Raw genomic sequence first — 22,291 nt, forward strand, 5'->3', positions numbered from 1 at the left:
AGCGAAATAAAGGTGTGAGAGAGTAGACTAATGAGGTAATGTTCATTTGGTGTTAGCACTGTTCAGTGATAGTATCGTTCTTAAATAATACATTTATAACGAAAGATAAGTATAACTATGGCCAATGAATTCAGTTCCATTTCAGGTTCAAGACGTAGCCTTCACGTGCAAGTTGCCCGTGAAATAGCGCGTGGTATTTTATCTGGAGAGCTTGCCCAAGGTTCTATACTTCCCGGAGAAATGGCGCTGTGTGAACAATTTGGCATTAGTCGAACAGCATTACGTGAGGCAGTAAAACTGCTCACCTCCAAAGGGCTATTGGAATCAAAACCTAAAGTAGGCACGCGAGTGATTAATCGCGCTTATTGGAACTTTCTAGATCCTCAATTAATCGAGTGGATGGATGGTCTGGCCGATCCTGATGAATTTTGTCATCAATTTTTAGGACTTCGTCGCGCAATAGAACCAGAGGCGTGTGCCCTCGCCGCGAAATTTGCTACAGCAGAACAACGCATTGAGTTGTCAGAGACATTTCAAGCAATGGTAGAAATTGCAGAGGCTTCAGAGTTTGATCAAGAAAAGTGGATGGAAGTAGATACCCGCTTCCATAGTCAAATTTTCAATGCCACTGGAAATGACTTTTATCTACCGTTCGGCAATATTTTAACCACCATGTTCGTTAACTTTATTGCCCACTCTTCAGAAGAAGGCAGCACCTGCATCAATGAGCATCGACATATTTACGATGCCATCATGGCAGGAAATGGTGACAAAGCACGTCAAGCATCAGCGGATCATTTGCTTGCTTCAAAGCACAGATTACCCGAAGAGTAATAGACTTAATTTATACCGTTTAGCGAAAAGCACACCACCTCGGTGTAATGCCGATCAGTTAAGGCATTAATTACAAGATCAATTGAACGATCCTGTCAGTGTGTAAGAATCCGATATCGGTTAATTGATATCGGATTTTTTTATGCGTTTTGAGAGCGAACTAGCAACAGCTTTTAAGTCTTGTAATACCTTCAGTACATTTGAAAAATATGCTGAGTTATTATCTCCAGAGCTTATTCAACAAGGTTTTGAGAAGGCTGGAGTAGCTACTATTAGAAAGCGACGCTTACCACTGGAAACAGTTCTGTGGTCAATTATTGGAATGGCTCTGTACCGACAGAAATCGGTCTGGGATATTGCTACTCAGATGGATATTATGTTGCCAGATAAAAAACCACTTGTCGCTCCTAGCGCTTTAGTTCAGGCAAGACAGCGCTTAGGCTCTGACGCTGTAAAAGAAGTTTTTAAAGCTGTTTCTCAGCATGGATACGAGACGAACTCATTCGAAACGTGGGCTGGGCTCAATCTTCTCGCTGTTGACGGTGTTGTATGGCGAACTGCTGATACAGCAGAAAATCATAAGGTGTTCGAAACTCAAAGTAATCAACATCGCGAGAATACTTATCCTCAAATCCGTATGGTCTGTCATATGGAACTCACCAGTCATCAGCTTATCAACAGTGCGTTCTCAGGTTATCGTACCAATGAAATGGTACTGGCAGAGCAACTTATTGAAGCTACGCCAGAGCATTCATTAACCATATTTGATAAAGGTTACTACTCATTAGGACTACTCAATCGCTGGCATCAAAGCGGAGTGGAACGGCACTGGCTCATTCCGGCACGAAAAGATTTAAATTATGAAATCGTGCATCGAGCAGGGAAGAATGACTGCCGTGTTCGCCTTAAAACAACTCCGCAATCTCGTAAAAAGTTCAATGAGTTACCGGAGTATGTTGATGCACGCCTTGTAAGTAAAATCATTAACGGAAAAGAATATCGAATACTCACTTCTATGATAGATGAAATGCGCTTTCCCGGAGATGAGATAGTTGAACTTTACCGTTATCGCTGGGAGATTGAGCTAGGTTATCGGGAAATGAAGCAGTCACTGTTAAACAGTGAATATACGCTGAGAAGTAAGAGACCAGACATGATAGAGCAGGAACTATGGGGGGTACTGCTTTGTTACAACTTGATACGTCTAGGAATGACCGCAGCAGCGAAAAAGCTTGATAGTGTATGGCCAAATCAACTCAGCTTTACCAGTTGCTCGATGGCTATTACTCAGTTTTTTGCCACACTTCCCCTAACGAGCCCGGGAAATATCCCTAAACACTATGAACTATTATTAGAACAGATGGGTTATTTTAAGCTTCCCCCCAGGCGAGAAGATAGGTCTTACCCAAGGCGGGTAAAGTCGAAACCGAGGAAGTATCCAGTTAATAAGAAAAATGCCAATCAGCTTAACTGACTGGCATTACACCACCTCGGTGTGCTTTTTTTATTCTGTTCATTGACTCACCAATACCCATCTAAAAATTATTTCCTTCCTAATCACAATTCAGTTACATTATATAATAATACAAATAATCAACAGATCATGGTTATCTATTATGATCCATTCACTATTACCTAATATTATCCAGTTTATCGGTCAAGTTGATCCGTTTGATAAAATTCCAAAATCTGCCATTCGGCAATTGGCTTCGCAGATTAAAATAACCTACCTTGCAAAAGGAGAAGTGATTGATTTTTGTACTCCAGGTCAGCAAAAATCACTTTATATTATCCGTACGGGCTCCATGGAACAGCGTAAAACTGATGGCGTGCTGCGAGCCAAACTCGGGCCAGAAGATTTATTTGGTTTTACCTTTCTAAACTCAGACACTGCTCCTGCGGATGGCTATCACGCCACGGCTATCGAAAACACCCTGCTCTATCTCATTCCTCACTCCGCATTGCAAGAACTGCTCATCCAGTTTCCCGATTGCGCGGAACATTTTGCCTCTCAAGCGCAGGTGCGTTTGCAGTCGGCACTTGATGTGGTTTGGTCCAATAAAGAAAAAGGGCTATTCATTAAACGAGTGGAAGAGGTGGCGAGTGGCAGAGTGGCCGTTGTTACCGCTAACCAAACAATCCAAGCCGTAGCGCATGAAATGCGAGTGATTCAACGCTCTTCCTGCGCTGTGGTCTATGAGGATGAAAAGATCGTTGGCTTAGTAACCGACCGTGATATGACCAAACGTGTCATCGCGCATAACGTCGCGACAGATAAACCTATTTCTGAGGTAATGACGCACTCACCGCTCACAATCGCACCAGATGACCTTGTGCTCCATGCGGCTTCAATGATGATGCAGTTCAATATTCGTAATCTACCAGTCATCAAAAATAATCAAGTGGTTGGATTACTCACCACTACTCACTTGGTACAAAATCATCGTGTTCAAGCTATTTTCCTGATCGAAAAAATAAAATACGCCAACTCCATAGCATCCTTAACCAGTTTCACCGCTGAGCGTCAGGCCATATTTGAAGCATTGGTAGAAGGCAGAGTCTCACCTGAGACCATTGGAAAAGTGATGACAATGATAATGGATGCCTATACTCGACGTCTTATCCAATTTGCCATTGATCAGCTAGGGCCTCCGCCATGTGACTTCAGTTGGATAGTAGCGGGATCGCACGCAAGAAATGAGGTTCATATGCTCTCTGACCAAGACAATGCCATCGTTCTTGATGATAATGCGACCGAGCAAGATCGACTCTATTTCAATCAATTGGCAACGATTGTAACGGAAGGTCTGGCGAACTGTCACTATCCTCTCTGCCCCGGAAAGTTCATGGCGGTTACGCCTAAATGGTGTCAAACGTTAGCGGTGTGGAAACTCTACTATAAGAAATGGGTGGCCAATCCGGAATACCAGTGTCTGCTAAATATTAGTGTCTTCTTGGAGATCCGTTCGCTCTATGGCAACCGAGAGTATGAAACAGAGCTGAGAAATGCAATGCACAGCAATATTCGCTCCAATCGTGAGTTTCTCAGTATCTTGGTTAAGGACGCAGTCAATACGCATCCTCCTTTAGGCATTTTTAATAGTTTGGTGCTGGAGAAGTCCGGAGAAAACAATAAGACATTAAATATTAAAAAATACGCCATCAACTTAATCATCGATTTGGCTCGAATCTATGGTCTCGCTGTCGAATCAGATCTCAGTGCGACCGGTGAACGCTTCAACGCAGCCAAACAGCAGGGTGTATTGAGTGAGGATGCTTTCAAAAACATAACTGGAGCCTACCAATTTATTTTGTCTTTTCGCTTCAGCCACCAGCTCGAAGCGTTAAAGCAGGGAAATAAACCTGATAACCATATCAATCCCGATCGGTTCGGCAGCTTTGAGCGTAAACATTTAAAAGACGCATTTAGAATTATTGCCGACCTTCAAGAAGCGGCAAAAATACGATTTAGCCGATGATTCGACTCAGCAAATCGAGCACCAAGGTGTAACTAACCGCTAAATAACAGCAAGTGAATATCATTAAATGACTTTCAACAAATGAACAGCAACATCGGGCAAACAAACTATCAGTGATGAGAAAAACCAATGATCAACTTACTTAGCTACTTCCATCCTTTAGAACGAATAAAACGTCGACGAGAGGCTTACCATTCATCACTCCCTCTGCCCAATGTTATTTCTCAACTTATCCAGCAGCCGATTCCTAACATCGCTGATATTGCCATGGATCTCGATTATATTGTGCTGGACTTTGAGACGACAGGTCTGGATAGCAAGCAAGACCTCATCCTCTCTATGGGGTGGGTGACAATAAGCCAAGGAAAAATCGACTTGCTCACGGCGCAACATATCTATATTAACGACGCCTCTCAGATAAACCCGCAGACAGCCGTCATTAACCATATTACCCCGCAAATGTTGGCTGAAGGCGTCTCCATTCATGACGCGATGAACACTTTTTTTCAAGCCGCAAAAGGGAAGATTATTGTTGCCCATGCTTGCGCAGTTGAAGCAAATTTTATGAACCACTATCTGGTGCACTCTTTTCACCTACCTAATGCACCACTGATTTGGATCGACACATTATGTATTGAAAAAAAGCGCGCCAAAGCGATTAACCAAGATGATGATCTTGACCTCATTTTATCAGGTGTTCGTCAACGTTATAATCTGCCTGAATACAATAGCCATAACGCACTGGCAGATGCAGTATCTACCGCGGAGTTACTGTTAGCGATCAACAAGCGTCTGCAACCCAATAACAGCACGACATTTGGTCAACTATATAAAATGAGCCAATAACTATTGCTGTATTGTTTCCAATAAAAAAATGCCCAACTTTACGTTGAGCATTTACGGTTGAAAAGCTTTGTTATAACAAAGACGGTCCCATAACGAACAATGTCATCGTTAGCCCTCTTTTCTGGCTTGCTTCTTCTTCATTTTCATCGTTGAGTAAACAGAGAAAACGGCCAGTAAAATAAAGCCTAGCGCGATTGGTCGTTCATAAAGAAATGACCAACTGCCGTCAAACATGAGCAATGATTTTCTTAAGTTTGTTTCCGCCATCGGGCCAAGAATGATAGCTAATAAAATAGGTGACGAAGGCACATCTAATTTATTAAATACAAAACCAAGAAGTCCAAATCCAATAGCAATTCCCACATCAAACATTGAATTATTAATGGCATAGGCACCAATAACTGACAAAAATATAATAATAGGAATCATCAACATTTTTGGTGCTTCAACTATACGACAAAAGAATCGAATACCGATCAAACCTATGGCCAACATAATGATGTTAGCAACAAGCATAGAGCTGAACACCCCGTAGACAACGTCCGGGTTTTGGGCAAACAGCAACGGACCGGGTGTTAAGCCTTGCACAATAAGCGCGCCAAGTAATACCGCCGCAACCGCATCACCGGGAACACCTAAAGTCAGCAATGGTACAAGTGCTCCACCCGTGACGCCATTATTGCCCGCTTCAGCCGATGCTAATCCACGCACTGACCCTTGGCCGAACTCTTCTGGGTTTTTCGACGAACGTTTCGCTTCGTTGTAACAAACAAAAGCCGAGATATCCGCGCCGGCACCTGGTACCGACCCAATGGTGGTTCCCATCAAGCCACTCTTGATGGCGGTTGGCATCATCTCTTTTAAATCACTTTTGCTCAGTAATTTGTGATCAAATTTAACTGCCTTAACCTTTTTCTCTGACACTATTTTTTCAAGTTGATTTAACGCTTCAGATAATGCAAATAGCCCGATTAATACCGGAATAACATTGACACCACTATAGAGATCCATAATGCCAAACGTAAACCTAGGCACACTACTAATAGGATCAAGTCCTATTGTCGAGACAAGTAAACCAACACAACCTGCCAGTAAGCCTTTGAATATGTTTTTTGAAGAGACACTCGCAATAATTGTTAAACCAAAAAGTGCCAACGCAAAATATTCAGGGGCATTAAAACGTAATGCAAACGTCGCCAATTTTGGCGCAATCGCGATCAGAATGATGGTACTGATCAGCCCGCCAACAAATGATGCGACCGCTGATATACTCAACGCTCTAGCGGCTTGTCCCTTAACTGTTAAGGTATGGCCGTCTAATACAGATGCCGCGGATGCAGGTGTTCCGGGAGTTTTCAATAAAATAGCAGCAATTGACCCCCCATAAATACCACCGATGTATACACCAATGAGCATGACCAGTGCGGGAGTTGCATCCATACCAAACGTAAACGGCAGTAGAATCGCCACCCCCATCGTCGCCGTCAGTCCAGGTAAAGCTCCGAGAATGATGCCACCCAATACGCCAAAGAAAAGTACAGGTAAAACCGCAGGGCTAACGGCGGTCATTAAGCCATCGAGCAAATATTCAAACATATTAGTCTCCTATGCCCAGATGGCTTGAGGTAAGGAGATGTAAAATACTTCTCCAAATAAATAGTAAACAAGCAAAACAAATACAACAGCGACCAGATAGTAGAGAGGCTTTTTAATTCTGAAAAAGAGCAAATAAAAAATGAATGCAGAAAGGCTTGCTAAAAGGTAACCGACCACACTGATCAACAACGCATAGCCAATCAAAAAAGCCACACCAAACAGTGCCATTTTTGACATGATCGCTTGCTGCTCTGCGCTCGACTTCTCCAGTTTGCTTTGAACTAGCAAGATGAAGCTAATAACGATTAAGGCGATGGAGATTACCATAGGGAAGAACTTCGCATCCACACTGGCATCTTGATACATAGGTTCATCAAATTGAGTCGTGACAGCAAATGCTAACGCGCTGAAAAGGATAACAATCGATGGAAAAATGATGTTTCTATTTGGCATAGAATTCACCTAACTTACAAATTATTTATAGGTAACGCTATAGATGTCGCGTCACCTAATTTATATTTTAAAAGCTTAGCCAAGCTGGCTAAGCTTAATACCTGAATTTAGTTTATTAACGTTCCTAGTGCTTTGGTATCGTCATTAACAAAGCGAGTGAACTCTTCCGCATTCAAATTGTGGATAGTCATGGCGCCTTTTTCCATAAAGGATTTAAATTCATCTGTAGCCATTGCTTCATCAAATGCTTCACCTAACGTTTTAATGATCGCATCTGGTGTATCTTTCGGTGCACCAATTCCGCGCCATGTTCCCGTAACAACATCAATACCTTGCTCTTTTAGCGTAGGGACATCTGGGATGTACTGAATACGCTCTTCCGACATCACGCCCAGCGCCTTAAGTTGACCCGAACGAAGTTGGGCAATGGCTTCACCAGGTGTCACCATAGTCACGTCAGTATGATGACCAAGTACGGCAGGAATCGCTTCTGAAGCACCATTATATGGAATCGCATTTAGCTTGATGTTTTGATCTTTTTCTAACGTCATCAAATAAAAGTTTGGCGCTGCTGTTGATGCAAACTTCACTTTACCTGGGTTCTCTTTCGCTTCTTTGATCAAGTCATTAATGGTGTTGTAAGGGCTGTCTTTAGCAACCAAAACTACTGCTGGATCTAAGTTAACCAAACGAATCAGTTTAAAGTCATCAGCAGTGTGCTGCATTAAGCCCATTTGTGGTAATGACGCGATTTCACGAGTCACCACAGTTAGCGTGTAACCATCCGGTCTCTGCTGCGCCCCAAAGCTCATTCCCACTGCACCCGCACCACCAGTACGATTCATCACAGAGATATTTTTGCCTAATACATCTTTAGCACTATTTGCAAGAGTACGGCCAACCGCATCGGTTCCGCCACCGGCTCCAAATGGGACAACTAAACGTATGTTTTTCGCCGGATACTCAGCCGCGATAGAACTAACAGAAACTAAAATTCCAGCTGAAACCAGTAATGTTTTAAGTAATTTACTCATAGTAAGACCTTTATTTATCGATATTTCGATATGTTTGTGTAGGGGTATCAAGTTTGACCGTTTGGTACTCATGCATCGTTAGTTGCTCAATTGCGATAGCAATCCAGCCGCTAATTAGCATGTCATACCATTGCTGCACACCGCTGCATGCCACCACCACATTTCCGTATACGAAAGAACCGTAAAACAGAACGTCGTCATTTCTCAACGAGGCACAATGTTGGGTTTGTAGTTGGATGTTGCTTGTTGATTCGCGCCAAGCTTGCTTGGCTTTGTTTCGGGCTAGTTGATCAAAGGCAACTGACCAAGATTCAGGTGTTCCTAAAGACGTTTCATATAAAATGGCATCCTCAAAAGAGGCTTCCCATGGTTTTAACTGAGGGTTCATAATGACAATATGAAGCTCTTGCCGGTTCGTTCGTTCAAATAACTTAGCTATTGCGGGCATCGTTAAATCAACCGCATCTTTAGCCACTTCATCAAGAGATTTCATATCATCTTCCTTATTTTTACAATCTTAAAACTCAACACAAAGAATATTGTATGACAAATATGACGCAATAATAGAGAAATAAAAACATGACAAAAGTCACATCAGCCAAGCTAATAACCAGATCTTGATCTCTTTATTGCTCCTTTTACAGAGGAAATGTTAACAAATAACATCAATCAAATATTGAATGTTACATTTCAAGGTGGCTGACCGAAAAACTATCATGTCATATTTTATAATTATTTATGCAATTAGGTGGTATTCATAGACGAAAACAGCAAGACAAAAGACATGAAGTGATTTTTCAGATTCTGAATAAAGCCCTCTATAGCCAACCACAGCAAGGCCTGACGGACAAAGCCCCGTTAAAGCCCCACGCTCAAACCGCACCTTTCAGCAAGTAACGCACAACAGCATCAAATTTATAAAATATGACATAAATATCGACTCATTACAGAAAAACCAAGAATGAAATCTGCTACGTCAGAGAAGACAAGATTTTACACAAACATTACAAAACCCAAAATCAATGTAAAAACAAAATGTTAATTAATAAGGCGCAATTATTCGCTAGTATTTTTTCAGTCAAATACGGAATTTTTGCAATTTGGACTATCTTTTTATTTGTCATACATTATGATGTATAAAAAGAACACAATTGGATTTTCTATTGATGGCTCAATTACAAGTTAGCCGTTAATACAATAAACCCATGTAATTACTCAGAAACTGAGGCAGTACACTGATATCACGGCTATAACGCAGATGAACAGCCGTATTAGCATGAGAAGATATATTGATCTTTATTACTCGTATGTACGCAGAAGTAATCATCAATATTCCGCCTCTACAGCATTGCGAGGAGCAATAAATGCAAGATTTCGCTTGGAATTTTCCGACAAAATTAGTATATGGCCCAGGTAAGTTGGCCGAAGTAGGTCAAGTTGCTAAAGGACTAGGAAAGAAAGCTTTTTTAGCGACATACGAAGCCAACGATACATTCGCACCAATTATTGATACGGTTGTTTCTTCACTTGCTAGCGCAGGTATCGAAGTCGTTGTATTCACTGAAATAGAGCCAAACCCTAGAGCTCACACCATTGACAAGGCGATTGAAATTTTCAATGCTGAAAAGTGCGATTTGGTGATCGCTCTTGGTGGTGGCAGCGTTATAGATGGGTCTAAATATATTGCAGCAACCTCTTTTAGTGGTGGTTCTAGCTGGGATTATGTTGTTCTTGGTGATCGCGTTCCTCGTGAATACACTGGCGCATTCCCTATTATTTCCATTCCAACCGTTGCGGCTTCTGGTTCCGAATGTAATGCCGGTGGAGTATTAACCAACTGGGAAACTAAAGAAAAAAGCTTTAGCCGTTCAGAATATCGCATCCCTAAAGTGGCCATTTTGGACCCAGAGTTACACGCATCATTGCCTGATTTTATTACTGCTGAAAGCTGTATTGATATCTTCTCTCATTTGATTGAACATTACTTATCAAGTGATGCTGAGTCTGCATTTGCTGACCGTATGACAGAAGGCATGATTTTAAACTTGATCGATAACTTCAATAAAATTATCGAGAATCCAAACGACTTAGAAGTTAGAGGCCAGTTAGCGCTCTGCTCTATTTTTGGCTGGTCTGGTTTTCAAGCATTAGGCCGATTAGGTTCTATCCCTATGCACTCCATCGAAATGCCACTAAGCGCCCACTACGATATGCGTCATGCTCGTGGTATGGCAGTAGTTATACCTCCTTATCTTGAGTATTTCTCTGATGTACGCCCAGACCGTTGGGCTCAACTTGCTCGTCGCTGTTTTGGCGTTACAGAACAAAATGATCAAGTTGCCGCTAAATTATTATCAGTGAAAGTAACTGAATGGTTAAAGCGTACAGGTATGTACATTAAACTGTCAGACGATGGCATTACTGATGAAAAATTTGACGAAATGGCCGACGACGTAGTGCGAATGTTTGCGATACCAGGAACCGACTCTATTGCCGGAGTTAAACCTATTTCAAAAGCAGACATAATCGAGGTATTTAAGCTCGCTCGTTAATGCTCCCCTCTCGTGTTGCCTTTGGCAGCACGAGAACTTTATATGTAATACAAATAAACCCACCAAAACTACCCTGTCAAGCTATATCCCACTTGTTAATAATACCCTTTACTCCTCTAAATAGTGAACAAATACTACCACAAGCACCGAAAAACAACGATTAAATAGAAAGACCATGAATATATTTGTTGGAGTTTCATTTTAAGATCAATATCACTTGTATGATTAATTAACAGGTCAATTCGGCAACATAGATCACGAACTTGAGTTATTGTAGTACAAATAAAACTATAGAGAGCTATTATATTTGGCAAGACATTAACAACTTTCAAAAGGTCTAAAGATGGAACTCAATACACTTATTGTTGGCATCTATTTCCTATTCTTAATTGCAATAGGTTGGATGTTCAGAACTTTTACTAGCACCACGAGTGACTACTTCCGAGGAGGCGGTAGTATGCTTTGGTGGATGGTAGGTGCGACCGCATTTATGACTCAGTTCAGCGCATGGACATTTACCGGAGCAGCCGGTAAAGCCTATAACGACGGATTTGCCGTAGCGGTAATTTTCGTTGCTAACGCGTTTGGTTATCTGATGAATTACCTTTATTTTGCACCTAAATTCCGCCAACTTCGCGTTGTTACCGTTATCGAAGCTATTCGTATGCGATTTGGTAAAGTTAACGAGCAAGTATTTACTTGGTCGGGTATGCCAAACAGCGTTATCTCCGCGGGTATCTGGCTTAACGGTCTGGCGATTATCGCATCAGGCATTTTTGGCTTTGATATGACAACAACCATTATAATTACTGGTCTAGTGGTATTAGTCATGTCAGTAACCGGCGGATCTTGGGCGGTTATTGCTTCTGATTTTATGCAGATGGTTATCATCATGTCGGTAACGGTAACATGTGCTGTTGTTGCTGTTATTCAAGGCGGTGGCGTCAGCGAAATCGTCAATAACTTCCCCGTTCAAGAAGGCGCGTCGTTTGTCTCTGGTAATAACCTTAATTACCTAAGCATTTTCGGTCTTTGGGCATTCTTCATTTTTGTTAAGCAATTTAGTATTACTAACAACATGCTGAACTCGTATCGTTACCTTGCAGCGAAAGATTCTAAGAACGCCAAAAAAGCCGCATTGCTTGCCTGTATTCTGATGACAATGGGCCCACTTATTTGGTTTATGCCATCATGGTTTATCGCAGGACAAGGCATTGATTTAGCTGCAACTTATCCGGAAGCTGGTAAGAAAGCTGCGGATTTTGCTTACTTATACTTTGTGCAAGAGTACATGCCAGCAGGGATGGTTGGTCTGTTGATTGCGGCCATGTTCGCAGCAACAATGTCTTCCATGGATTCCGGTCTTAATAGAAACTCAGGAATATTCGTTAAAAACTTCTACGAACCCATTCTACGTCCTAATGCAACCGAAAAAGAGTTAGTAGCCGTCTCTAAAATCACCTCTACGGTATTTGGTATTGCCATTATTCTTATCGCGTTGTTTATCAACTCACTCAAAGGATTAAGCCTGTTTGATACTATGATGTATGTGGGTGCGCTTATTGGTTTCCCTATGACCATTCCTGCATTCTGTGGCTTCTTTATTAAGAAAACACCAGATTGGGCTGGCTGGGGCACACTGGTTGTTGGTGCGATAGTTTCTTACTTTGTCGGCTTTGTGATTAATGCTGAGATGATTGCTAGTTGGTTTGACCTTGAGCCGCTAACAGGTCGTGAATGGTCTGATATTAAAGTAGCGATTGGCCTGATTGGTCACCTAGTATTTACCGCTGGATTTTTTGTTCTATCAACCTTGTTCTACAAACCTCTCTCTGAAGAGCGCCAGAAAAATGTTGACCTATTTTTCAGTAACTTGGCAACACCACTAGTTGCTGAGTCTGCAGAACAGAAAATACTGGATAATAAGCAACGCCGTATGCTAGGCACGTTAATCGCAGTGGCGGGCGTAGGTGTAATGGCAATGTTCTTGTTGCCTAACCCATTGTGGGGACGCTTTATCTTTATTCTGTGTGGTGCCATCGTACTCTCTGTTGGTCTTCTACTTGTTAAAGCGGTGGACGATAAACAACCCGACCAACAATCGGCAGCAACAGAAAGTTAATCAAACACCAAAAACGATACGAATGCGGCTGTTTACAGCCGCATTTTTTTAGCCTTCTAATAATTACCCCCTTTTCCATACTCTCCTTTAATGGCTTAATCTCTCCACTAGCGCAAATCCATCAAACATTAAAGCGACTCTGATCTATTAACCTACTACGATGCTTTCACAGCAATGTGTTGGTGCTTTATACAAGGCAGCACCTGTGGAGTGTCGTCATTTAATCAATCAAGAGATAGAGCGGTAGAACGCTGCAGCAACCCCATTCCGAAGAAGTCATATGAACAGAATGTGTAATCGACAAATCAACAAACCTTAAGGGCTAATACATGTCGGGTTTCAATTATCATCAAGCAGCGGTGATACGCTTTTCTCCTCCCCATCCCCATTGATTCGAGATTAGAAAGCAAGTTCACTCTATAGGAGCCACGCTATACGAGCAGAGACGTAATTGACGATCACTTAGGGCACTAGTCTGAATGTATCGATCAACCTGCGATACTGTCTTTCTAGTCAGCCATCTTTGACATACAACTTTGTTCTATCGACAAATGGTTTAAACAAGCTACGAAGGGTGCAATGATGCAGCAGAAGTGCAGGGATTAATCACTCGCATCAAAAAGCCCCTTAACCATAACAGTTAAGGGGCTTGAGAAAGCGAACAGTGATACCGCTAGCTAATGAAAGCTAGAGAAGCATCAGTCTTGCACAGCAAGCTTCGCTCCTGTGTTTCTAGAAGCATTAACCAGCAATACGCCAACCGTTAACACAATAGAACCACACAATAAGAACAGTAATCGTCCCGTTGCATCATTTGGAATAAGCGCCATGGCTAAAATACCAAATCCAGCAACACTAATTAGTTTTCCAAGCATAGAACGTTGTTTAGTATCAAGGTTCTTCTGTTCTTCACCTTCAGAGACTAATGGCGTGTTCCAGTTGATAAATAGCTGCTCAACTTCTTGCTCTCGCTCTGGGCTTAGCCCTTTATAGAATCGAGTCGTTAAGATAAAGAACCCGCCAGTGAAGACCACATGTGCCGCTAAACTCAGACCGACTTTCAGATCCGCCCATTCACGTGCCGTAAGTGCCGTCTCGAGTCCAAACAGGTTTTCTACATCTTGCGCTTGCAACGAAATACCAAAGATATACGACACCACGCCACCGACAATTAAGGTTGCCCATCCCGCCCAATCTGGCGTTTTACGGATCCACATTCCTAACAACACAGGAATCAGCATAGGGAAGCCAATCAAGGCACCGACATTAAGTACAATATCGAACAAACTTAAGTGACGAAGCGAGTTGATAAACAAGCCAATGCCAATAATGATTAATCCCATCACTATGGTGGTGATTTTGCTTATCACTACCAACTCTTTCTGAGTCGCTTGTGGTCTTACGATTGGTGAATAGAAATTACAAACGAAAATACCAGCATTTCTATTTAGCCCTGAGTCCATAGAAGACATCGTCGCAGCAAACATCGCTGACATTAACAGTCCGACCATCCCTGCAGGCATAACATTTTGTACAAAAGCTAAGTACGCCGCGTCACCCGCTTTATCACCCATTGATGCGTATTGCTCGGCAAACTCTGGCATAAACGCACTAACGTACCATGGTGGTAAAAACCAGATTAGAGGGCCAACAATCATCAAAACACAAGCCAAGCCGGCGGCCTTGCGAGCATTTTCGCTGTCTTTTGCACATAAGTAGCGGTAGGCGTTAATACTGTTGTTCATTACGCCAAACTGCTTCACAAAGATAAATACAACCCACAGAACAAAGATACTGACGTAGTTGAGATTATTACCCAGCATAAAGTCACCATGGAAGTTACTGACAATGTTACCTAACCCTCCACCATGAAAATACGCCGCGATTGCACAAGTGATGGTCACGGCCATAATAACAAGCATCTGCATAAAGTCAGACGCCACTACCGCCCAAGAACCCCCAGTCACCGCCATTAACATCAGCACCAAGCCTGTCACGACAATGGTCGCTTCCATCGGAATATTGAAAACTGCCGCGACAAAAATAGCCAAGCCATTTAACCAAATACCAGCTGAAATCAAGCTATCAGGCATACCAGCCCAGGTGAAAAATTGCTCTGATGTTTTACCAAAGCGTTGGCGAATAGCCTCGATCGCAGTTACAACACGAAGTTGACGGAACTTAGGTGCAAAATAGAGATAATTCATGAAATAGCCAAAAGCATTGGCTAAAAATAATATTACAACGACGAAACCGTCGTTAAATGCCCGTCCTGCGGCGCCGGTAAACGTCCATGCTGAAAACTGCGTCATGAAGGCGGTAGCTCCTACCATCCACCATAACATCTTACCTCCCCCTCTAAAGTAGTCACTTGTTGATGTAGTGAACTTGCGAAACATCCACCCTATCGCGACTAAAAAGAAAAAATAGGCAAGAACAACAAAAGTATCAATAGTCATAATTTCAGCCTTTCTGAACTTAACATTGATCTGATATCAAACTTATCCTTGTACAATTACCTTAACTAAAACAAAACGAGTTAAATGCAATCAGATACCATACCGCTATCACTTAGTCATACCCTTAATTATGGGTAATATAACGATAAATAGTAGGTGACATCCCAGTCTTATCAATAAAAACAACACCACTGTTACACAAAAACAAACCAATACGCATAACAGAGAGGGTTGTTAGTGATATCTAGAACTTGGTTTATTTGATAAAGATAACGCTGTCATCTAAATCAAAGCAATAAATAACAGTTATGCGCTTACGCGCTCAACTGCATCGCGAACTAATTTACCCAGCTCATCCCATTTCCCTTGATTAATCAGGTCAGCAGGAACCATCCAAGTACCACCACAGGCAAGTACCGAAGGTAAAGAGAGATAATCATCCACGTTAGCTAAACTCACTCCCCCTGTAGGCATAAAACGGACAGGGTAAACCGCAGACAATGCTTTCAGCATCGATACACCACCAGACGGTTCTGCCGGGAAAAACTTCACGGTATCTAACCCCATTTCCATCGCTTGCTCTACCAAGCTAGGGTTGTTAATTCCAGGAATAATCGTCACGCCTTTGTCTAGACAGTACTGAACTGTACGAGGATTAAATCCCGGGCTCACGATAAAATCGACGCCTGCATCAATAGCATCATCAACTTGTTTGTTGGTTAATACCGTTCCAGCACCGATCAACATCTCAGGAAATGCATCACGCATCGCTCTAATCGCCCCTGCCGCACAATCTGTTCTAAATGTTATTTCCGCACAAGGCATACCGTTATCAACTAAGGCTTTACCCAAAGGAATCGCATCTTCAACCTTGTTAATAGCGATAACAGGGATAACTTTAAGATGACTTAACTGCTCATTTAATTTCGTCATAACGCATTCTCATTAATTTATTACAAACCAGAATGTCTGGTTTTAAAAACTTACAATTGAAATTCAGGCATTAGCTCGCGAGGAATAATGGCCCCTTTATGTTGGATAACAGCACCAGCGACACCATGACCAAACTGCGCGGCTTGTTCGGCATTACCGCCCGTTAAGCGTCTCGCTATGAAACCCGCACTAAAGGAGTCCCCTGCTGCAGTAGTGTCCACGATATTGCTAACCGCGTCTGGTTCGACATAGTTAACACCATTTTGCTCAACAACTAAGCATGCTTTACTACCACGTTTAATAATGATCTCAGCAACCCCCATTGACGTTGTACGTTCAATACATTGCTCTACATCCAGATCACCAAATAGCTCCTGCTCATCTTCAAAGGTAAGCAAGGCAATATCTGTGCATTGCAAAACTTTCCGATAACAAGCGATCGCTTCTTCTCTACTTTTCCACAACTTGGCTCGATAATTATTATCAAAATAGACCTTGCCACCTTTGCTAGAAAAGCTCTCCAGAAAATCAAACAACGCATTGCGACCCGTTTCTGTAAGAATGGCTAAGGTAATACCACTTAAATAGACTGCATCATATGTATGTAATTTATCGAGCAGGGCAGCCGACTCAGGCTGCTGCAACATAAATTTTGCCGCCGATTCATTTCTCCAATACTGAAAGCGTCGCTCTCCAAACTCATCGGTTTCAATACAATAGATTCCAGGCTGCTTGTCTTCGATGGTGAGGACTAAATCTCCATCAATACCTTCTTCCTGCCAAGCTTCTAGCATTTCAGAACTAAATGAGTCTTGCCCCAAAGCCGTCACATAGCTGATATTGATCTCTTGCGCTTTCAATAGACGAGTCAGATAAAGCGCGGTATTTAATGTGTCGCCACCATAAGTTTGCTTGAGCTGACCAGAGATTTTCTGTAGCTCAATCATACATTCACCAATGACAGCAATATTGACTGATTTCATTTTGCTTACCTTAACAACAGAGGTTGCACTGATTATTTTAAAAAATCTTCTCGAGCTGGATTAAATATATCGAGCAAAACACTATCTTGCTCTAAAGCTACCGCACCGTGCTTTAAGTGCTTATGTGCTAAAAATGCATCTCCTTTTTCGAGAATCATTTTTTGCCCATCAACTTCTGCTTCAAAGCGGCCATTAACGACATACCCGATTTGATCATGAATGTCATGGATATGCGCGGTACCAATTGCCCCTTTATCAAAACAAACATGAACCGCCATAAGATTATCGGTATAGGCAACGATTTTTCGTTTAATGCCATCACCTAGTTCTTCCCAAGGGTGTTCCTGTGTCTTAAAGAATGGATTCATCGTACTTCTCCAGCAAAAGTTAATGTGTAATGATTTGAGAACAAGCATATATGACCAAGCTTATTTGTAATACAATATATCTAACACATCGTGACGTGGATCACATATATTTTCATACCCCAGCGAGTAGCACGCCTAAAACACCAAGAAAGAAACTCAACTTAAAATAATAAAAACAACTATTTAAAGCTAAATGGACGATATTTATCATAGTTTCTTGCCAAAACACTACAATTAAACTTATTATTGTATTACTTTATAGATAAGCTAATTGATCAATACCTTTCGTTTGAGGGTGACAAACCATATGAATACACAACCAATTTTGTTAACAGAAACAGAAATCGTTCAGCTACAGAAGGAACTTGGACAGTCGAGCTTGATGGGAAAAACCATCGATAAACATATTAGTGAAGTAGATGCATTTATGCGTTTACCTATTGATGTCCCTAACCATGGTGAAGCAGGTGGCTATGAACATAATCGCCACAAACAAAACTACACCTACATGAACCTAGCCGGACGACTTTTTCTTGTTACACAAAATGAAAAGTACGCACAGTTTGTCAAACAGATGTTGATTGAGTACGCCGATAAATACCTTACGTTTGATTTCCAAGTACAAAAAAATACCAATCCTACCGGTCGGTTGTTTCATCAAATATTAAACGAACACTGTTGGTTGATGTTTTCCAGCCTTGCCTACTCTTGTGTTGCTTCAGAAATGAGCCAAGATGAGCAAAGCTATATTATCGATAAACTATTTCAGCCTATGCTCGATATGTTCACTGAGAAATACGCTCATGACTTTGATCGTATTCACAACCATGGTATCTGGGCTGTGGCGGCTGTTGGTATTTGTGGTTTGGCAATTGGAAAACGTCACTATCTTGAAATGGCCGTTTACGGCATAGAGCGAAATGAGTCGGGTGGTTTCTTAGCGCAGATTTCCCAACTGTTTTCCCCTTCTGGCTATTACATGGAAGGGCCTTACTATCATAGATACGCAATCCGTCCAACCTGTGTTTTTGCAGAGGTTCTACATCGTCATATGCCTGAGCTCGATATATACAACTTTAAAGACAAGGTCATTGGCAAAACAGTACAAGCGCTATTAGCAACCGCTTATCCAAATGGAGAATTCCCAGCCCTAAACGATGCATCCCGTACCATGAGCATTACTGATATGGGTGTACAAGTAGCCGTGAGTGTTTACTCTAAGCATTATGGGTTGGATGACAACATTCTAGGCATGGCTAAAATTCAAGACGCTGTTTGGATGCACCCTTGTGGCCTTGAGCTATCACAAGCATACCAACAAGCAACTAAGCAACGTGAGATAGGCTTACCATTTTGGCCAAGCGCCGAACTCAATGAAGGTCCGAACGGCGAAAATGGCGCACAAGGATTTATCCGTATGCAGGATAAGAGTGGTGACGTATCTCAATTGGTAATGAACTATGGCCAACACGGCATGGGCCACGGCAATTTTGATACATTAGGAATTAGCTACTTTAACCGAGGACAAGAAGTATTGCGTGAGTATGGCTTCTGTCGCTGGGTAAATGTAGAGCCCAAGTTTGGTGGACGTTATCTTGACGAAAACAAGTCTTACGCCAGACAAACCATCGCCCATAACTTGGTTACTATAGATGAAACTTGCCAGAGTGCTTTCGATGTTGATAAAGCAGATGCTATACACGGTAAGCCACATTTCTTCCAAGTATCTGACAACCAAATTAAAGGCATGAGTGCGTTTTCAGATCAGCACTATGATGGCTTTGATATGCAGCGTAGTGTGTTTATGCTGAATCTTGACGAGTTCACTGCCCCTCTGCTTTTGGATTTGTATCGAATAACAGGTGAAGGTGAGCATCAGTATGATTATTCGCACCAGTTTGAAGGACAGTTGGTTCGCACCAACTTCGATTATCAAACTTATACAGAACTCCATACGCTAGGTAGTGATTTCGGTTATCAGCATTTATGGAAAGTTGCAGCTGGAAACATTAAAGAGACCGCATTGGTTAGTTGGCTGCAAAACCATCACTACTATACTTGGCTAGGCACCAGTTCTAATGATAACGGTGAAATAATTTTCACTCGTACTGGCGCAAATGATCCAAGTTTTAATCTTCGTAGTGAACCCGCGTTCATTCTACGAACGAAAGGTGAATCGACACTCTTTGCTTCCGTACTAGAAACTCACGGTTATTTTAATGAAGAGTTCGAACAAAGTACCAATGCACGAGGTGTGGTTAGAGATATTCGCATTATAGGCTATAACACCACAGGCAGTGTGGTAGAGATTGAAACCGAACAATCTGTTATTACAGTCATGATCAGTAACATTGCAAACGTCAATGAGACCACAAACCATCAGTTAACTTTACAAGGCAAAACATATAGCTGGGCGGGATGCTACTCAATAGAGAGAGCCCCTTCAAAGCAGGAGAAAAAATAATGAGCTATCAACCACTTTTACTCAATTTTGACGAAGCTGCAGAGCTTCGCAAAGCACTTGGCACGGATAGCCTATTAGGAAATGCACTGTCACGCGACATAAAGCAAACTGATCAGTATATGACTGAGACAGGGATTGAAGTTCCGGGGCACGGTGAAGCAGGCGGATATGAACATAATCGCCACAAGCAAAATTACATCCATATGGATTTAGCTGGTCGACTGTATTTAATCACCCAACAGGACAAATACCGCGACTATATCGTCGATATGTTAACCGCGTACGCTAAGGTGTATCCAACTTTAGAGAGCAACACCAGTCGCGATTCTAACCCTCCGGGAAAACTGTTCCACCAGACATTAAATGAAAACATGTGGATGCTGTATGCCTCGTGTGCCTATAGCTGCGTTTACCATACATTGAGTGAACAACAAAAACGTCTCATCGAAGACGACTTACTTAAACAAATGATTGAGATGTTCGTGGTCACCTATGCTCATGATTTTGACATCGTACACAATCACGGCCTTTGGGCTGTTGCCGCGGTCGGTATTTGTGGTTACGCCATCAATGATCAAGAGTCGGTAGACAAAGCACTATACGGCCTTAAATTGGACAAAGTAAGCGGAGGGTTTCTTGCTCAGCTCGACCAGCTCTTTTCGCCAGACGGTTATTATATGGAAGGCCCATACTATCACCGCTTTTCACTGCGTCCGATTTACCTATTTGCAGAAGCAATAGAGCGACGTCAGCCTGAACTCAATATCTATCAGTTCAATAACTCGGTGATCAAGACAACCTCTTATGCCGTGTTCTCTACTGCGTTCCCAGACGGAACCTTGCCAGCACTCAACGATTCATCAAAAACCATCAGCATCAATGATGAAGGTGTGATCATGGCAACAAGTGTCTGTTATCACCGTTATGAACAGAGCGATACGTTGTTGAGCATGGCAAACCATCAACAAGATGTTTGGGTACATAGTTCAGGTGCAACATTGTCTGACGCGGTGGCAAAAGCCGACACCATTCCTGCATTTAACTGGGGAAGTTTATTTGTTACTGATGGCCCTAATGGTGACAAAGGAGGAGTCGGCATTTTACGTCATCGAGATCAACATGACGACGACACCATGGCACTAATTTGGTTTGGACAGCACGGCAGTGATCACCAATACCACTCTGCGCTAGACCATGGTCACTACGATGGCTTGCACTTGAGTGTGTTTAACCGAGGTCATGAAGTCTTACACGATTATGGTTTTGGCCGTTGGGTAAATGTAGAGCCTAAATTTGGCGGACGTTATATCCCAGAAAACAAGTCTTACTGCAAGCAGACGGTTTGTCACAATACCGTTACTGTGGATCAAAAAACACAAAACAATTTTGATACGGCATTAGCTGAGTCAAAACATGGTGAGAAACATTTCTTTAAGGCCGAGGACGAAAAGTTACAAGGTATGAGTGGTCGCATATCAGGTTATTATGATGGTGTGGATATGCAACGAAGCATTATTCTTGCTGAGCTTGAGGAGTTTGAAAAGCCGCTTGTCATTGATGTTTATCGCATTCAAGCAGAGCAAACCCATCAGTATGATCTCCCTGTGCATTATACAGGGCAAATTATAGCAACTAACTTTGACTACCAAACCGAAAGCACACTAAGACCACTAGGTGAAGACAATGGCTACCAACATTTGTGGAATCTAGGCTCTGCTAAAGTAGAGTCGAGCACTCTTGTCAGTTGGTTGCACGATAATAGCTACTACAGCTTGGTAACTAGTGTCGATCAACAAGGTGATGTTATTTTCGCACGTACCGGTGCCAATGATCCGGACTTTAATTTGCGCAGTGAACCTGCACTGATTCTTCGCCAGTCAGCAAAAGATCATGTTTTTGCCTCTGTATTAGAGACTCATGGTTACTTTAATGAATCCATTGAAGCGTCTGTTGGTGCGAGAGGGTTAGTGAAGTCGGTTGAGGTATTGGGTCACAACGAAATTGGAACCGTTATCGATATCCAAACTTCGTCAGGTAACTCATATCGTTTTGGCATTTCAAACCAAAATCAACAGCAGCAATCAGACACTCATACCGTTGAGTTCTCTGGTCAGTGCTACCGCTGGACAGGTGCATTCGCGTTAATTAAATAGCCGTTACTTTAATAA

General features: G+C 42.2%; 16 protein-coding genes. 8 read left to right on the top strand and 8 right to left on the bottom strand.

The features are described 5' to 3' along the window. Positions 1–117 precede the first annotated feature (117 nt). The 4 genes from CHJ_RS16000 (at position 118) to CHJ_RS16015 (ending at position 5,159) form a co-directional block, all read left to right on the top strand. The gene (locus CHJ_RS16000) at positions 118–834 is read left to right on the top strand and encodes a FadR/GntR family transcriptional regulator (RefSeq protein WP_171751516.1); all 717 of its coding nucleotides are present in this window, start codon (positions 118–120) and stop codon (positions 832–834) included. Between the two features lie 142 nt (positions 835–976). After that, positions 977–2,308 (top strand): IS4 family transposase, encoded by a 1,332-nt coding sequence (locus CHJ_RS16005; protein ID WP_317918271.1) that lies wholly within the window; start codon positions 977–979, stop codon positions 2,306–2,308. Between the two features lie 142 nt (positions 2,309–2,450). Further along, positions 2,451–4,313: a putative nucleotidyltransferase substrate binding domain-containing protein gene (locus tag CHJ_RS16010; protein ID WP_317918272.1), complete on the top strand. Its 1,863-nt coding sequence runs from the start codon at positions 2,451–2,453 to the stop codon at positions 4,311–4,313. A 129-nt stretch (positions 4,314–4,442) separates the two neighbouring features. Further along, complete coding sequence (locus tag CHJ_RS16015) at positions 4,443–5,159, top strand: 3'-5' exonuclease (protein WP_317918273.1); 717 nt, start codon at positions 4,443–4,445, stop codon at positions 5,157–5,159. Positions 5,160–5,267: 108 nt separating this feature from the next. Here the strand turns inward: CHJ_RS16015 and CHJ_RS16020 are convergent, their stop codons facing one another. The 4 genes from CHJ_RS16020 to CHJ_RS16035 form a co-directional block, all read right to left on the bottom strand. Next, complete coding sequence (locus tag CHJ_RS16020; RefSeq protein WP_317918274.1) at positions 5,268–6,755, bottom strand: tripartite tricarboxylate transporter permease; 1,488 nt, start codon at positions 6,753–6,755, stop codon at positions 5,268–5,270. 9 nt (positions 6,756–6,764) lie between these two features. Next, a complete protein-coding gene (locus tag CHJ_RS16025; protein WP_171751512.1) occupies positions 6,765–7,208 on the bottom strand; it encodes a tripartite tricarboxylate transporter TctB family protein in 444 nt (147 codons plus the stop codon). 107 nt (positions 7,209–7,315) lie between these two features. Beyond that, on the bottom strand, positions 7,316–8,242 hold the full coding sequence (locus tag CHJ_RS16030) for a tripartite tricarboxylate transporter substrate binding protein (RefSeq protein WP_317918275.1): 927 nt from the start codon (positions 8,240–8,242) through the stop codon (positions 7,316–7,318). Positions 8,243–8,252: 10 nt separating this feature from the next. Beyond that, on the bottom strand, positions 8,253–8,735 hold the full coding sequence (locus CHJ_RS16035) for a hypothetical protein (RefSeq protein ID WP_317918276.1): 483 nt from the start codon (positions 8,733–8,735) through the stop codon (positions 8,253–8,255). Between the two features lie 871 nt (positions 8,736–9,606). Between CHJ_RS16035 and CHJ_RS16040 the strand changes: the two genes are divergently transcribed. Then, positions 9,607–10,794, top strand: a complete 1,188-nt coding sequence (locus CHJ_RS16040) for an iron-containing alcohol dehydrogenase (RefSeq protein ID WP_317918277.1) — start codon at positions 9,607–9,609, stop codon at positions 10,792–10,794. Between the two features lie 343 nt (positions 10,795–11,137). After that, positions 11,138–12,916 (top strand): sodium:solute symporter family transporter, encoded by a 1,779-nt coding sequence (locus CHJ_RS16045; RefSeq protein ID WP_171751508.1) that lies wholly within the window; start codon positions 11,138–11,140, stop codon positions 12,914–12,916. 698 nt (positions 12,917–13,614) lie between these two features. Here the strand turns inward: CHJ_RS16045 and CHJ_RS16050 are convergent. The 4 genes from CHJ_RS16050 to CHJ_RS16065 form a co-directional block, all read right to left on the bottom strand. Beyond that, on the bottom strand, positions 13,615–15,375 hold the full coding sequence (locus tag CHJ_RS16050) for a sodium:solute symporter family transporter (protein ID WP_171751507.1): 1,761 nt from the start codon (positions 15,373–15,375) through the stop codon (positions 13,615–13,617). Between the two features lie 306 nt (positions 15,376–15,681). After that, positions 15,682–16,308: a bifunctional 4-hydroxy-2-oxoglutarate aldolase/2-dehydro-3-deoxy-phosphogluconate aldolase gene (locus tag CHJ_RS16055; protein ID WP_171751506.1), complete on the bottom strand. Its 627-nt coding sequence runs from the start codon at positions 16,306–16,308 to the stop codon at positions 15,682–15,684. Positions 16,309–16,358: 50 nt separating this feature from the next. Further along, the gene (locus CHJ_RS16060; protein ID WP_317918278.1) at positions 16,359–17,291 is read right to left on the bottom strand and encodes a sugar kinase; all 933 of its coding nucleotides are present in this window, start codon (positions 17,289–17,291) and stop codon (positions 16,359–16,361) included. A gap of 32 nt (positions 17,292–17,323) precedes the next feature. Beyond that, a complete protein-coding gene (locus tag CHJ_RS16065) occupies positions 17,324–17,659 on the bottom strand; it encodes a cupin domain-containing protein (protein ID WP_171751504.1) in 336 nt (111 codons plus the stop codon). 307 nt (positions 17,660–17,966) lie between these two features. On the opposite strand from CHJ_RS16065, the gene CHJ_RS16070 reads away from it, so the two are divergent. Together CHJ_RS16070 and CHJ_RS16075 are read left to right on the top strand one after the other, a co-directional pair. Beyond that, positions 17,967–20,123, top strand: coding sequence for a heparinase II/III family protein (locus CHJ_RS16070; protein ID WP_317918279.1), 2,157 nt, complete (start codon positions 17,967–17,969; stop codon positions 20,121–20,123). Then, positions 20,123–22,276, top strand: a complete 2,154-nt coding sequence (locus CHJ_RS16075; RefSeq protein WP_317918280.1) for a heparinase II/III family protein — start codon at positions 20,123–20,125, stop codon at positions 22,274–22,276. Before CHJ_RS16070 ends, CHJ_RS16075 begins: the two co-directional genes overlap by 1 nt. Positions 22,277–22,291: the final 15 nt, after the last annotated feature.

The organism is Vibrio sp. MACH09 (assembly GCF_033238805.1).
GTDB lineage: Bacteria > Pseudomonadota > Gammaproteobacteria > Enterobacterales > Vibrionaceae > Vibrio.

What these genes read in the sequence shown, in the direction of transcription:
- CHJ_RS16020 (WP_317918274.1), bottom strand. Translation starts at nt 6,755, where the DNA reads ATGTTTGAATATTTGCTCGATGGCTTAATGACCGCCGTTAGCCCTGCG.
- CHJ_RS16065 (WP_171751504.1), bottom strand. Translation starts at nt 17,659, where the DNA reads ATGAATCCATTCTTTAAGACACAGGAACACCCTTGGGAAGAACTAGGT.
- CHJ_RS16075 (WP_317918280.1), top strand. Translation starts at nt 20,123, where the DNA reads ATGAGCTATCAACCACTTTTACTCAATTTTGACGAAGCTGCAGAGCTT.
- CHJ_RS16030 (WP_317918275.1), bottom strand. Translation starts at nt 8,242, where the DNA reads ATGAGTAAATTACTTAAAACATTACTGGTTTCAGCTGGAATTTTAGTT.
- CHJ_RS16040 (WP_317918277.1), top strand. Translation starts at nt 9,607, where the DNA reads ATGCAAGATTTCGCTTGGAATTTTCCGACAAAATTAGTATATGGCCCA.
- CHJ_RS16035 (WP_317918276.1), bottom strand. Translation starts at nt 8,735, where the DNA reads ATGAAATCTCTTGATGAAGTGGCTAAAGATGCGGTTGATTTAACGATG.
- CHJ_RS16000 (WP_171751516.1), top strand. Translation starts at nt 118, where the DNA reads ATGGCCAATGAATTCAGTTCCATTTCAGGTTCAAGACGTAGCCTTCAC.
- CHJ_RS16055 (WP_171751506.1), bottom strand. Translation starts at nt 16,308, where the DNA reads ATGACGAAATTAAATGAGCAGTTAAGTCATCTTAAAGTTATCCCTGTT.
- CHJ_RS16010 (WP_317918272.1), top strand. Translation starts at nt 2,451, where the DNA reads ATGATCCATTCACTATTACCTAATATTATCCAGTTTATCGGTCAAGTT.
- CHJ_RS16005 (WP_317918271.1), top strand. Translation starts at nt 977, where the DNA reads ATGCGTTTTGAGAGCGAACTAGCAACAGCTTTTAAGTCTTGTAATACC.
- CHJ_RS16070 (WP_317918279.1), top strand. Translation starts at nt 17,967, where the DNA reads ATGAATACACAACCAATTTTGTTAACAGAAACAGAAATCGTTCAGCTA.
- CHJ_RS16060 (WP_317918278.1), bottom strand. Translation starts at nt 17,291, where the DNA reads ATGAAATCAGTCAATATTGCTGTCATTGGTGAATGTATGATTGAGCTA.
- CHJ_RS16025 (WP_171751512.1), bottom strand. Translation starts at nt 7,208, where the DNA reads ATGCCAAATAGAAACATCATTTTTCCATCGATTGTTATCCTTTTCAGC.
- CHJ_RS16045 (WP_171751508.1), top strand. Translation starts at nt 11,138, where the DNA reads ATGGAACTCAATACACTTATTGTTGGCATCTATTTCCTATTCTTAATT.
- CHJ_RS16050 (WP_171751507.1), bottom strand. Translation starts at nt 15,375, where the DNA reads ATGACTATTGATACTTTTGTTGTTCTTGCCTATTTTTTCTTTTTAGTC.
- CHJ_RS16015 (WP_317918273.1), top strand. Translation starts at nt 4,443, where the DNA reads ATGATCAACTTACTTAGCTACTTCCATCCTTTAGAACGAATAAAACGT.